The organism is Microcystis sp. BLCC-F209, assembly GCF_041928595.1.
Lineage (GTDB): Bacteria > Cyanobacteriota > Cyanobacteriia > Cyanobacteriales > Microcystaceae > Microcystis.
On sequence record NZ_JBHFLL010000154.1, the window covers coordinates 1 to 12,749 of the forward strand.

Genomic DNA, 12,749 nt, shown 5'->3' on the forward strand with positions numbered 1-12,749 from the left:
ATTAAATAATACCTTTCGACAAAGGATTTCTCGGCTGGTGAGAGAGAGTCTATCTTTCTCTAAAAAAATGGAGAATCACGTTGGGGAACCCTTTGGTATTTTATCCATGACTACAATGCACAGCAAAGCAAAGGATTAAGCAGCCATCACTACTACCCAATCACCACCGCCAGTTTGAACGATAAGCTGAATTAACCTTTCTATGGCTAATTGACGTTCTCTCAATGTACGATAATCCTCTAAGGTGATCGAACCGTACTCGCTAAGTTCGGCGAGGTATTGATTCATGAGGTTTAATTCGTCTATCGCAATCAGAGGTTCAATAGCATTTACACTCCTTTTTCTCGTAGAGAAATCTCTAGATTATTCCGTAATTGACGGTATAACGCTTTCGATTCTTCAGGATTCATGATAAATTTTTCTTTAAATCCCTCGAATAGTCCCGTTTCCCGTTCGTATAGAACTCGACCGGCTCTCTTGGATTTGGTGGGTAAAATGTATTCTAAGATACATTCCTGCTGGCGAGGGAGTGGAAGGAACCACTCCAGACACAGAGGACACAAAGATCGATCGATCCTATGGTAAGTTAAGCTGATCACACAGAACCTAGAAGAGCCCTCGACCATCCCGCGCAACATAATGAGCGAGGATCGGCGAACATTCTTTTAAATCAACCACATCAATTTTGTCCTCGGGAATCTCTAAAGCTTGTTCGAGCAGTGTATAAATTTTCAATAGACTCGAAATATCCTTTTGAGCGCTTCTTTCCTCGTATAAAACAGCGAAATCCCAATCGCTATCAGGTCTATGCTCTCCACGCGCTCTAGAACCGAAGAGAATTAATAGTTTTAAATTCGGTAGTTTTTCGACAATAGCCGTAATTTTTTCTACTAGCCTATTCATATTTAGCTCCTATCAAAAAAATGGCGAGAATCCGATGGAGATATCGATCGATCTCCGTAGCGTCTGTCTATGTTTATTATCAAATGCGGAGGAAGCAAAGAGCAACTAAATCCCAGAAAAAGTGTCCGTACACTTTAACATACTCATCTCTTGGTAGCCTCAAACGGCATCAACAGATCCACGCCTCACCCCCTTTACCTTTGAACCGATGAGCGAGAGAACAACAAAGCCGATTGACCGCTCGCTATAGAATAGGGTGACAGGGAAGAATGAAGACTACTCTCGTCACTAATCGGATAAATACTAAATCCTGTTTAAAAAGTATAGGAGAGTGGGGAGTGGGGAGTGGAAAGTGGGTCTTTAAACTTGGATTGGGAATTAATCGCACAAAAACAGATTTGGTATCAGTTTATACTTTATTTTGATCAGAAAAGCTGTATAAAACTGGTCTTCGCTTAACCCGGTCTATCGATTGTGTAAAACCGTGTGGGTAGCAGGAATAGGATAGCCCGCTTCACCGAAGGATTCATAGATAACCTTATTAGTGTCAAAATAGACCTGCCAATAGTTATCGTTACTGCAATAGGGACGTACTGCTAAGAGAAGTCCGGAGGGATTAAATTCTAAAATTTCCACATCGGGAGCGGGATCAGTCAAAACATTGGGGATACGGCTAATTTTATCCTTTAACAGAGCGATCGCTTCTGGGACATTTACCCCGTGACTTAATTGAGCGGTCAACTCCACACGACGATAGGGATTAGCGGAAAAATTTTGAATACTCCCAGAAAAAATGCTGTTATTGCCGACTACAGTTTTAATGTTGTCAGGAGTGTTAATAGTAGTGGCAAATAAACCCAATTCGTCCACCGTGCCAGTTATACCTCCCGCAGAGACAAAATCGCCCACCTTGAAGGGACGGAACATAACTAGAAAAGCCCCGGCGGCAAAATTGGCCAACAGCCCCCCCAAGCGGCCCTGATCGCAATACCAGTAGCGGCTAAAAGTGCGGCAAAAGAGGTGGTTTCAACGCCAAAAAAGCCCAAAATCGCCACGATCAGGACAACTTGCAGGGCAATGAGGATGAAAGAAATGATATATCTAATGATGGTAGGATCGACGTTGCCCTTAGCCAAACTGGTTTTGAGCAGATTAATCGCTAGATTAATTAATCATTTACCGATAAACCAGAGTAGGATCGCCCCGATTAATTTCGCCCCGAAGCTGATCGCTAAATCCCTGATAAAGTACACTTGATTGCTAACTTGAGCCGGATCCATAGTTATTATCCTCGCAAAGAAATCAAGCTAATTTACACACAGATTATAGGGGCGAGAGCAAAAACCGAGAACCATCTCAAGGAAAAAACCCGATTTGCTGATGGGGGGATTTTTCAGTGAACAGTAAACAATAAACTGAAAACTTACATCTGATTACTGATTACTGATAACTGATTACTGATTTGACATTTGGGCGGTGATTACGGTGAGATCGATCGCCCTTTCCCCCCTTCTGATTCTGAGGGGTAAAGATTGACCGATTCCAGTTTTTTCCACCATTTCCTGTAACTGACCGCCATCGCTAACCGGTTGATTATTAGCTTTGACAATCACATCCCCGCGACGGATGCCGGCTTTTTCGGCGGGGGTATTGGGTAGGACTTTCACCACCAAAATTCCCGACACTTCCGGCACGATCATGGGAGAATTGGGGTTTTGATTATTAGCCCGGGCTAAATCGGGAGTTAGGTTAACCATCTGCACACCGATATAGGGATGGGCCACCTTTTGACCTGATTCTAGGGTCGCTTGTAACTGTTTGGCCCGGTCGATGGGAATGGCAAAACCGATGCCCATGGCATCAGCACGAATGGCCGTATTGATGCCGATGACTTCCCCTTGGGCGTTGAGTAAAGGACCGCCGGAATTGCCGGGGTTAATAGCGGCATCGGTTTGGATAAAATCAATGCGTTTATCGGGAATACCCACCTTAGCCGCCGAGCGCCCGATCGTGCTAATAATTCCTAAAGTTACCGTATTATCTAGACCGACGGGATTGCCTACTGCGATCGCCCAGTCCCCCACTTGTATGGATGAGGAATTGCCGAGGACGGCTACAGGTAAATTTTCCCCTTGGGGATTAATTTTCACTACGGCTAAATCAGTGATCTCATCAGTACCGCGTACTTCTCCTTTAAAGCTACGACCATCTTTTAAAGTTACCGTTACCTTATCGGCATTATCGACCACATGGGCATTAGTTAAGATTAAACCGCTGCCATCGATAATAAAACCCGATCCCTGGCCCGCCACTCGCTGCTGGGTGGGAACACGAAACTGTTCCCCAAAAAACTGCTGAAAAAAAGGATCATCAAAAAAGGGGCTATTGGGACGAGTAATGATCGCTTCGGTGTCAATTCGCACCACTGCCGCACCTGTGCGGGCCACTGCCTTAGCGACAAAACTTTCCGCCGTCATCTCTGGGGGGATTCTGGCCAGATCGGTGGCAGCAGTGGGCAGATTTTGAGCATTTACCGCCGCTAAACTGCTAAAACCGAGCATAACTCCCAGAAAAGTTGCCAAAGCGTGGGTAATAGTTCGCCGTAACCCTGTAGGAAGTTTCATACTTTGATCTCTGATTCTGATGTTTTAACTATTTCTGTCTATCGGTTGACAGACCGACTATTAAAAATCTAACAAATCCATCGCTCCGATTAAATCCAGAAATAAGCTAAGACGTATTTAAATCGCTTATTTTTAGATTAGCCGAATCTCCCCCAATCCCTTTACTGTTGCCTCTTGCCTCATCTCAACAGGCAATTTAAATTACGAACAGCTTAACCAATGAGTTGACACCAAATCCGTCTGCTGGCGGATTTGGTGATGGTTTGCCGTTTACTAATCTCTGATCACTAGGGGCGATTGCAGGGTAATATTTAAATCTCGATCAGGGTTAACAGAGTATAACTGCGCGGAACTACCACCGACAATTCCCGCCGTCGGTAAACCCCATCCTGCAAGGGTTCCCACGGCTGCCCCCGCTAAGACATCGAGAACTTCAATCTTGCGATCGCCTGTGAGAGCAGCAATCGCTGTGGCTGCCCCCGCACCGGCGACGGTTCCCGCTAAGATATCTTGAGTTTTTGCCCCTTTACGCACGGTTTCAGTGGTAGTAATTAATCGCGAAGTGGCATTGAGGGGAATAGTACGATTACCCCCATCGAGGGCAATTTCATCGGCAATAAAGCGCACACCTCGGCCCGCCGCTTCTAAAGTACCCTTAACTTCACTTCCCGCTGCAATCACCACACTCCCATTCCGGTCACGAATATCTCTGGCTACGGTTAAAGTCAGAGGAATAACATCACTTTTAGAAACTAAAATTTTATCGGCTTTCTCGTAATTCAAAGGGATAACTGTTCCCGCCGGAATCGAGATTTGTTGAGCGATCAGACGTGGCCGATTAACATTACTTTGAGCGAGGACGGGAAAAGTACCGGACATCGACCCCATGAGCAGGGTAATTAGTAAAGCTGTGCCGGCTCTAGTAACAGGATTGATAGACATAGCGGTTATCCTCTCAAAAAACAACAGTGAACCTTCTCTGTTTCTAGATTATTTTTTTCTGTCTGTCATGTCAGTCCCCTCCACAGGGAATTTTTTCCCTCTCTATAGGGAAAAAAGTAGAATGGGAGAGTTGCCGCATTTTGTCCAGCGACCGCAAAAGAAAGCCGAAAAGCCTAGAATAGTAAAAAACCTTGGATTGCCATCGTCTATGGAACTCGCTGCCGGAAAAATCCTTAGTCATCGCTACCAGATTATCCGTCAATTGGGAAAAGGGGGATTCGGACAGACTTTCTTAGCCTGCGATCGCCAGTTACCCAATCAAAATCGCTGTGTGATCAAACAATTTCAACCCCAGTGCCGGGATGCCGAAACTGTAGCCATCGCTAGACGACTCTTTGAAACCGAGGCGAAAATCCTGCAAGAATTGGGCATTCATCGTCATATTCCCCGTTTATTTGCTTATTTTGAGGAAAATGGGCAATTTTTTCTCGTGCAGGAATACATTGAAGGGGAAGATTTAGCCAGAGAAATTACTGCCGGTGTCTATAGGCAAAATGAAGGGAAAGTGGTGGCTTTATTAACAGAAATTCTCTCAATTCTCGAATTTGTCCATCAGAAACAGGTGATCCATCGCGATGTTAATCCCTTCAATCTTATTCGTCGCCGTCAAGATGATCAATTGGTTTTAATTGATTTTGGTGCTGTCAAACAAATTAGCACTCAAGTGGTTAAAGAAGGTAAAACCGTTTCTACAGTCGCTATCGGAACCCCCGGTTATTTCCCCAGTGAACAGGCCCAAGGTTATCCGCGTTTTAGTAGCGATATCTATGCCACTGGTATTATTGGATTACAAGCTTTAACCGCTAAAAATCCCGAAGAGATTCCACTGGATGATCGCACGGGGGAAATTCTCTGGCAACATTTGGCCATGACTAGCGCCGAGTTTAGTTATGTTATCGAGCGCATGATCCGCTATGATTTTCGTCAGCGTTATACCAGTGCCAGTGAAGCATTAATCGATCTGAGAAAATTAGGTAAAATTCATCATCTCGAGCCGAAAACTACCTATGTGAAACCTCAAGGTCAGGTTGCTCGTCAAGGGAAATCTTGGCTAACAAAAATCTTGTTTGTCTCCGGGACAATTGGCTTAATAGCTGGTGCTTATCTAGGTTTTAATTATTGGCAAAATTCCCGTAATTCTCTTGATTACTATCAACAAGGTCAGACTTTTTATCAACTTAAACGCTATACCGATGCCCTCAATTACTATGGTCAAGCCTTAAAAATTAATCCCGATTATCTTGAGGCATGGCAAGGAAAAGCCGATACTTTATTGGCTTTACAAAGATACTCGGAAGCTTTAAATACCTACGAGAAAGCTATTCAAATTAACCCAGATTCCGCTTGGCAAGCTTGGCTCGGTCGCGGAGAAGCTTTAGATAAATTAGGCAAAAATCAGGAGGCCTTAGAAAGTTTTGAGCGGGTCCTATCTCTTAATGCTGCCGCTAGTCAAGCTTGGCAAGGTAAGGCCGATATCTATCTAGAACTGCAACAATATTCCGCCGCCCAAAAAGCTCTGGAAAAATTGTTAACTTTTCAACAAAATGATGCCAAAATCTGGTATAAAAAAGGCTGGTCATTACAGAATCTTGAGGATTATGAAGGGGCAGTTAAAGCCTACGATCAGGCTCTGGTGATCGAACCAGATAATGCCTTAATTTGGTATCAAAAAGGTAATAGTTTCTATCAATTAAATAGAATTAATGATGCCTTAGAAAGTTATAGCAAAGCTGGACAATTTAATCCCCAATTTTCCCAAGCTCACTATAGTCAAGGGATTATTCTGCAAAAATTAGGCCGCAAGTCAGAAGCTTTGCAGGCATTTACGCAAGCAACTGAGGCCAATTCTAATTATTATCAAGCTTGGTTAAATCAAGGGGCATTACTTCATCAAATGGAAAGATTTCAAGAAGCGATCGTCTCCTACGAAAAAGCTCGCCGTATTTCTTCCCAAAAAGCCGAAGTTTTTATCGGTATCGGTAACGCTTGGTATCGTTTAGGCGACTATTCCCAAGCCATAAACGCCTATCAACAGGCGATTCAAAGACAAAAAGATAACCCCGAAACCTGGAAAAGTTTAGGCAATAGTTGCTTTAAACTCGGTCAATACGAGCGAGCGATTCAAGCTTATCAAGAATCACTGCGTTATCGTTCCAATGACCGAGAAGTGCAAACACAAAAACAACTGGCAGAAACTCGCTGGCAAGAACTTCAGCAATCTCTCCAAAACCAAACCCCGAAAGTGGATAGTGAGGAACCAGTTCCCTAACTTCCGCTCTTTTTCGGCAGCTTTATCACTTTTTACCAGTATTTCTCGGCAATAATTCCCGTCCTTGATAAAACTGTTTTATCAGTTCTCCCAAGCGCCAATAAACTGCCACCATAAGGACAGTTAATGCTGTCAGCACTGTCACGGGAAGGAGGGCCGATTGAGCGAAAATTAGGGCTAAAAGTGGTAAAGATAGACCAAGAATAATGGCGATCGCTAATGTTAACCCCCGGAGACGATTAATATTTTTTAAAGCCCCTTGACAAACAGCACAATTTTTGGTATGGGAGTGATAGCGTTCCAGGAGAATCTCTTTTGATTGTAGGGGGGGGAAAGGTTGACCGGCAAAAGGATCAGCTTGGTATTGATTAACCCAATTGCGATACTCGAACACGAATAAATCCGCTTTGGTGGGGAGATAACAAGCTTGACTAAAATTCCGACTATCCCCCCGAGCTTGCAGATAACGCTCTTGATAGTAGAGAAAAATCTGATCATCTTCGAGAATAGCATTTTGATTGATGTGGGAATACCAAGTGGGAGTAAGCTTAATGAAGAATTTCGGCAGCTTAGAGTTAAATTTAAAGGGAAAACGAGCAAAGAGACGACATTCTCCCTGACGGATGGGGGTTGCATAGACAGCTGTTAAAGTCCTTCCAAACTTTTCCGAGGTGAGATCGTGGTAAATTAATCCGGGGGCGATAAAATTGCTGTATTGCTGACCTAATTGACCTTTACGCGGTCCTTCGGGCCAAATTCCCTTAAATCCCTGACGATTGGACTCGATAATTTCTAATTCCATAGGAGCGGCATTGGCCCGATTACCGATGGTGAGATGATGGGTATAGGGAACATGACTAGAATCAATAATATTTTCGATTAAAGTGACGGCCGAGTAGGGTAGATCTCGGAAGGTATCCAAACAAATCCAAGCATCAGCATCCTCCTCCAGGGGTTCAATAATTGGAATCGCAGTCAGGGGAGCATTTTCGGGATTACCCGCATAAACGAATAATAATCCCTGACGGATAGCCGTGGGTAAAGACCGCACACAAGCGCGTCGAGAGGTGTTAGCTTGACTGTTTTCTGGTTGTTGGGGAATAAATTCACAGTTTCCTCCCCCGGAAAAAGACCAACCGTGATAGGGACATTCTAGATGTCCGCTTTCGTTAAGACGACCTTCTGAGAGAGGAGCGAGGCGATGGGGACATTTATCCTCAAAAACTCGCCATTCTTGCTGATTTTTGTCCCACCAAATCACTAAATCCTCTTCTAGTAGGGTAAAGCGTTGGGGCTGCTTTTTGTCTAAATCTTTGACGTAGTAGATAGGATACCAAACTTGACGACAATCAAAGCGATCGATATCTGTTCCCCCGACGGGATGGGCAGCAGTGCTGGTCAGCATAAATTTTAAAATAAGTTAACATTTCTCCTCCAAAATCTAACAAATTTAATCGACAAAAGGGGACAGATGCCGGTATCTGCTGGGGAAACAAACACTGGCACTACATTTTGGGGTGATAATTAAAGGGTAGTCTCCCATGGATAAAGCGAGAATGGGAGAAGGATCAAGATAAAACTAAGGGGAGTTTACCAGAATGTCCGGAGAAACCGTCACTTATTCCCTAGAAACTATTCTGACCAGGATCGAGGGAAAAATAGATAATCTACAAAGGGACGTTAATCAAAAATTTGACAAGATTGATGAGCGCTTTGACAGAATCGATGAAAGATTAAATAAAGTAGAGATAGGATTAGCTACTTTAACCGAGAAAGTCGTAGGGATGGATAAACGACTCGAAAAGGTGGAAAACGAACAAGTTAAATCGATAGGATTGGTCGCTTTAACCGAGAAAGTCGGAGGGATGGATAAACGACTCGAAAAGGTGGAAAGTGAACAGGCTACCATGATTAAAGCTATTTCTGACCTCCAGGGATTCCGAGGTCTGATTCTGCCGATCATTGTCGGTGCGCTCAGTGCTACTATTGGTGCAGTGATTACCGTAGCGGCAAAAATTTTCTTGATCGGCAATAGTCCCTGATCGAGATAAGATTAATTCTCGTGGTCTAGATGGGGGAGATTGGTGAATAAACTAAGCATTCTGGTTCTGCACGGACCGAATTTAAACCTATTGGGGAAAAGAGAGCCGAATCTCTACGGTAACGTTAATTTAGAGACGATTAACCAGTTTTTAAGCGAAGAAGCTACCCGTTTAGGGGTGAATTTAACTGCCCATCAGTCCAATCAGGAAGGGGAATTAGTGGACTGGATTCAGCAAGCATGGGGTCAGCAGCACGGTATTTTGATTAATGCGGGAGCTTATACTCATACCAGTATCGCCATCCGCGACGCACTATTAGGCACAAAAATGGCCTGTGTGGAAGTACACTTAAGCAATATTTACAAACGCGAGTCTTTTCGTCATCATTCCTACATTGCCGATATAGCCATCGGACAGATTAGCGGTTTTGGGTCCGAAAGTTATCGCCTAGGATTATGGGCCTTAGTCGATTATCTGCAAAAGAATAGAGAAGGCTAATTAGGGCTTGCTCAATAAATCTAAAAACCTTGTTGGGTAAGACTTTTAGACTTTTTGGTTTCCAAAAAGTACCAGATCCCGGAGTGATCGGGTGGAAAATTCAGGGACTTTTTCCCTGAAAATTAGGTAATTGACCCCCTCAAAATCTCTAAAACCCTACACCCCCCCTGCCCCCACCGAAAAACTTTTTGCCGCAAACCCTAATTAGGCAAGGGATTCTACCACTTCTAAGAGGGGACAAAAGGGAAAATAGGGGGAAACCGTCCAACGATAGAACTTTTTGCTGCCGGTGGACTGGAGATTAAAACGCAGGGAAACAAAGGGAAAAAAGGGAGATACGGAACAATTCCAACTGAAAGCTGGCTTAGAAATGCTATTATCGCCCTGCAAAGACCAAGCAGGGTATTGAAAAACCTCCCGGACAAGGGATTTTCCTTCATCGGTAACTTGAGCGCAGCTGCGACTAATGCCCGAAACCAAACAGAGACTATTACCAGTACAATTGTCATTAGAAGCCACGATCAGGAGATCTTCCCCGGTGGTGGTTAGTTCAAAAGTGATAAAATCTCCAGCTTGCCAACGACTAAGCACTTGTCCTTGGGCATTCTGGTAGATAGCGCTGCAGTTTTCGGGATCAAGAAGACGATTACTATCGGGGTCTAAGTAACCGCAAACCTTGCCCATCAGACGAGTTCCATCCTGAAACTCATACATCCAATCAAAGGTATCGGTTTTAGCGTCCCTTTGATTGTTTTTGTTAACCAATAGTAATCGATCGCTGACCACGGTTATTAATTCTCAATAAAACTAAGCTTCCCTTAATAACAAAGGTATCACTAAATACTAATTTCCCAAGGAAAAGATTTATTAATCTTAACTTGTCGGCCCCGGGGGAGAGTAAACTGGTCAGCTTAAATCAAGGCCAAAACCTGCTATCTTATGGGGAGACAAAAATTATCTAGATCTTGTTTTAGCGAGTGGTAGTAAGGGCATGGCGTACAAGCGGGTATTATTAAAACTGAGTGGGGAGGCCCTGATGGGCAATCTCGGCTATGGGATCGACCCGATGGTGGTTTCCGCTATCGCCCAGGAAATCTCCGAAGTGGTTGACCAAGGCATCCAATTGGCGATCGTGGTCGGTGGGGGCAATATTTTTCGCGGGGTGAAAGCCGCCTCGGCCGGCATGGATCGGGCTACGGCCGATTATATTGGTATGATAGCAACAGTCATGAACGCTATGACCTTGCAGGATGCCCTAGAACGAGCGCAAGTACCGACCAGGGTATTAACGGCGATCGCTATGCAGGAATTAGCTGAACCCTACATCCGCCGGCGGGCCATCCGTCATCTGGAAAAAGGTCGGGTGGTGGTTTTCGGTGCGGGATCGGGTAATCCTTTCTTTACCACCGATACCACGGCAGCCCTGCGCGCTGCCGAAATCGATGCGGAAGTGGTGTTTAAAGCGACGAAAGTGGATGGGGTTTATGATTCCGATCCCTCTCACAACCCTAATGCGCGACGCTTTCAAAGTCTCACCTACGGTCATGTGCTGACCCATGATCTGCGGGTGATGGACGGAACTGCGATCGCTCTGTGCAAGGAAAATAATATCCCGATAGTCGTTTTCGATCTGTCGGTAGCAGGTAATATTGTTCGCGCTGTCAAAGGTGAACCCGTTGGAACATTGGTAGGAGGATTCTGTGAAGTTAGCTGAAGTTCAAGACCATATGCAGAAAACCGTCGAATCAACCCAGAGAGCTTTTAATACGATTCGTACTGGCCGGGCAAATGCTTCTCTTTTAGATCGGATCGTGGTGGAGTATTATGGCATGGAAACTCCCCTCAAGTCCCTGGCGACCATTAGCACTCCCGACGCAACCACGATCGCCATTCAACCCTTCGACCGTACCAGTATGGGGGCGATCGAAAAGGCGATTTCTCTCTCGGACGTGGGTTTAACCCCCAGTAATGACGGTCAGACCATTCGTTTGAATATCCCTCCCCTCACTAGCGATCGCCGCAAGGACTTGGTCAAATTAGCGGCGAAATTAGCCGAAGAGGGAAAGGTGGCGATCCGCAATATTCGCCGGGATGCGATCGATGCTATCCGTAAACAGGAAAAAAGTCACGAAATTTCTGAGGATGAATCCAGGGATTTACAGGATCAGGTGCAGAAATCCACCGATAAATTTATCGCCAAAATCGAGGATTTATTAGCGACAAAAGAAAAAGATATCATGACCGTTTAAGTTTTTTTCTCCTAATTGATAGAACAGGCTTTTTGTCTGTTCTATTTGGCTTTTTGTCCCTATTTAGGGGCTGCTGAATAAATGGGAAATATAGACGAGGTAAGGGTTTTATACTAAATCCGCTGAGTATAGGCTATTTATGAGGACAGGCAATAGGCAATAGGCAAAAGAGGGAATAAATAATCATTTTTTAAAAATGGATTTGGTATCAGATCAGAATATGAAAGATGGCATGCAATCCTTGCTATCAAAGTAATTTCAGTTCCAAGCTGATTCGGATCATCTTTCAATTTGACAACGCCTATTGGAAGATTAAACGTCCGAAGTAACCGTGAGCGGCGATGCTGTACGCTTTTTTTATGTTAATGGATTCTTTAAATCCTTTTATAACCCCCTATTATTCGAGTTCTTGATGTTCAATAACCAACTTAATTCCCTGAATAATTAATTTGATTTTTTCCTGAGAAAGTCTTCCGATAGACTCCGTTAAAAGACGTTTATCAACCGTGAAAACCTGTGAAACATTAACAACACTGGATTCAGGTAAATTCCCTTCACCCTCATTCAATAAAACATTACCAATGGCTTTTGCTCGTCTCAAATTGGTTGTTAATGGACACACAATAACCGTCCCAATTTGTGACTGATTCAGAGCATCATTTTGCACCACAACACAAGGACGAAGATAAGCAGGTTCAGAACCTTGTGGTTCTCCTAAATCAATCCAATAAATATCACCTTGAAAAATCGTCATATTTACTCAGATAATTGGCGTTGATGATGGCGTATTCCCTCTAACATCAAAGTTTCTGATTCGTCCAATCCATCACTATAAGCTTCATTCCAACTATCCATTAATCGTTGTTTAGTTGTTTTTTGATTATTCAATCCTAATTGTTGATGTAACTGCTCCAATAACCATTTTTTATCTTCAAGAGAACAGTCTCGTAACTTTTGTTCCAGTTCAATAATTTGAGGGGATATCATAAAATTAACTCCATTTAACATTGAGCTATATCATAATTCTAACAACAAAAAAGCACCCCCTCGCGGGAGTGCCTTTTCGTTCAGACTAGGAATTAACCATTGATAGCAGGAGCAGTCAGAGCTACAGGAGCCTGTTCACCACTAGCTAAGTCTAAGGGGAAGTTGTGAGCGTTGC

The 12,749-nt window shown here is 43.9% G+C and carries 16 protein-coding genes and 2 pseudogenes; 6 read left to right on the top strand and 12 right to left on the bottom strand.

Going from position 1 to position 12,749, the window contains the following annotated elements:
- A pseudogene (locus ACE1AQ_RS09435) lies at positions 1-195 on the top strand (hypothetical protein); the annotation flags it as partial.
- On the opposite strand, the gene ACE1AQ_RS09440 reads toward ACE1AQ_RS09435, so the two are convergent.
- From ACE1AQ_RS09440 to ACE1AQ_RS09470, 7 genes are all read right to left on the bottom strand, one after another.
- A complete protein-coding gene (locus tag ACE1AQ_RS09440; RefSeq protein WP_253257657.1) occupies positions 136-288 on the bottom strand; it encodes a hypothetical protein in 153 nt (50 codons plus the stop codon). The pseudogene ACE1AQ_RS09435 and the gene ACE1AQ_RS09440 sit on opposite strands and share 60 nt — an antisense overlap.
- 41 nt (positions 289-329) lie before the next feature.
- On the bottom strand, positions 330-563 hold the full coding sequence (locus ACE1AQ_RS09445) for a hypothetical protein (RefSeq protein WP_081504687.1): 234 nt from the start codon (positions 561-563) through the stop codon (positions 330-332).
- A gap of 43 nt (positions 564-606) precedes the next feature.
- A complete protein-coding gene (locus ACE1AQ_RS09450; protein ID WP_253257654.1) occupies positions 607-903 on the bottom strand; it encodes a nucleotidyltransferase domain-containing protein in 297 nt (98 codons plus the stop codon).
- A gap of 465 nt (positions 904-1,368) precedes the next feature.
- Positions 1,369-1,863: a mechanosensitive ion channel family protein gene (locus ACE1AQ_RS09455; protein WP_232306150.1), complete on the bottom strand. Its 495-nt coding sequence runs from the start codon at positions 1,861-1,863 to the stop codon at positions 1,369-1,371.
- Complete coding sequence (locus ACE1AQ_RS09460; RefSeq protein ID WP_008199341.1) at positions 1,833-2,039, bottom strand: hypothetical protein; 207 nt, start codon at positions 2,037-2,039, stop codon at positions 1,833-1,835. Before ACE1AQ_RS09460 ends, ACE1AQ_RS09455 begins: the two co-directional genes overlap by 31 nt.
- A 318-nt stretch (positions 2,040-2,357) precedes the next feature.
- The gene (locus ACE1AQ_RS09465) at positions 2,358-3,527 is read right to left on the bottom strand and encodes an HhoA/HhoB/HtrA family serine endopeptidase (protein WP_008199335.1); all 1,170 of its coding nucleotides are present in this window, start codon (positions 3,525-3,527) and stop codon (positions 2,358-2,360) included.
- A 273-nt stretch (positions 3,528-3,800) separates the two neighbouring features.
- Positions 3,801-4,469 (bottom strand): hypothetical protein, encoded by a 669-nt coding sequence (locus ACE1AQ_RS09470; RefSeq protein WP_008199333.1) that lies wholly within the window; start codon positions 4,467-4,469, stop codon positions 3,801-3,803.
- 208 nt (positions 4,470-4,677) lie between these two features.
- Here ACE1AQ_RS09470 and ACE1AQ_RS09475 point away from each other — a divergent pair, with 208 nt between their 5' ends.
- Positions 4,678-6,798, top strand: coding sequence for a serine/threonine-protein kinase (locus ACE1AQ_RS09475; protein ID WP_106908504.1), 2,121 nt, complete (start codon positions 4,678-4,680; stop codon positions 6,796-6,798).
- A 25-nt stretch (positions 6,799-6,823) separates the two neighbouring features.
- Here ACE1AQ_RS09475 and ACE1AQ_RS09480 read toward each other — a convergent pair whose 3' ends face one another.
- On the bottom strand, positions 6,824-8,203 hold the full coding sequence (locus tag ACE1AQ_RS09480; protein ID WP_008199331.1) for a Rieske 2Fe-2S domain-containing protein: 1,380 nt from the start codon (positions 8,201-8,203) through the stop codon (positions 6,824-6,826).
- A 193-nt stretch (positions 8,204-8,396) separates the two neighbouring features.
- Here ACE1AQ_RS09480 and ACE1AQ_RS09485 point away from each other — a divergent pair, with 193 nt between their 5' ends.
- Together ACE1AQ_RS09485 and aroQ are read left to right on the top strand one after the other, a co-directional pair.
- Positions 8,397-8,840 carry a hypothetical protein gene (locus ACE1AQ_RS09485; RefSeq protein ID WP_008199325.1) on the top strand — a complete coding sequence of 148 codons (444 nt, stop codon included), beginning with the start codon at positions 8,397-8,399 and terminating at the stop codon, positions 8,838-8,840.
- 42 nt (positions 8,841-8,882) lie between these two features.
- Positions 8,883-9,338, top strand: coding sequence for a type II 3-dehydroquinate dehydratase (gene aroQ, locus ACE1AQ_RS09490; protein ID WP_008199320.1), 456 nt, complete (start codon positions 8,883-8,885; stop codon positions 9,336-9,338).
- 204 nt (positions 9,339-9,542) lie between these two features.
- On the opposite strand, the gene ACE1AQ_RS09495 is transcribed toward aroQ, so the two are convergent.
- The gene (locus tag ACE1AQ_RS09495; RefSeq protein ID WP_008199312.1) at positions 9,543-10,124 is read right to left on the bottom strand and encodes a hypothetical protein; all 582 of its coding nucleotides are present in this window, start codon (positions 10,122-10,124) and stop codon (positions 9,543-9,545) included.
- A gap of 205 nt (positions 10,125-10,329) precedes the next feature.
- On the opposite strand from ACE1AQ_RS09495, the gene pyrH reads away from it, so the two are divergent.
- Both pyrH and frr read left to right on the top strand, forming a co-directional pair.
- Entirely contained in the window at positions 10,330-11,052 is a 723-nt protein-coding gene (pyrH, locus tag ACE1AQ_RS09500; protein WP_002732255.1) for a UMP kinase, read from the top strand.
- Between the two features lie 13 nt (positions 11,053-11,065).
- Positions 11,066-11,587 carry a ribosome recycling factor gene (frr, locus tag ACE1AQ_RS09505; RefSeq protein ID WP_371413461.1) on the top strand — a complete coding sequence of 174 codons (522 nt, stop codon included), beginning with the start codon at positions 11,066-11,068 and terminating at the stop codon, positions 11,585-11,587.
- Positions 11,588-11,984: 397 nt separating this feature from the next.
- On the opposite strand, the gene ACE1AQ_RS09510 is transcribed toward frr, so the two are convergent.
- From ACE1AQ_RS09510 to ACE1AQ_RS09520, 3 genes and pseudogenes are all read right to left on the bottom strand, one after another.
- Positions 11,985-12,341, bottom strand: coding sequence for a type II toxin-antitoxin system PemK/MazF family toxin (locus ACE1AQ_RS09510; protein ID WP_374808302.1), 357 nt, complete (start codon positions 12,339-12,341; stop codon positions 11,985-11,987).
- 2 nt (positions 12,342-12,343) lie between these two features.
- The gene (locus ACE1AQ_RS09515; RefSeq protein WP_046663804.1) at positions 12,344-12,574 is read right to left on the bottom strand and encodes a hypothetical protein; all 231 of its coding nucleotides are present in this window, start codon (positions 12,572-12,574) and stop codon (positions 12,344-12,346) included.
- A gap of 92 nt (positions 12,575-12,666) precedes the next feature.
- Positions 12,667-12,749 (bottom strand): annotated as a pseudogene (locus tag ACE1AQ_RS09520) (photosystem Q(B) 2 domain protein); the annotation flags it as partial.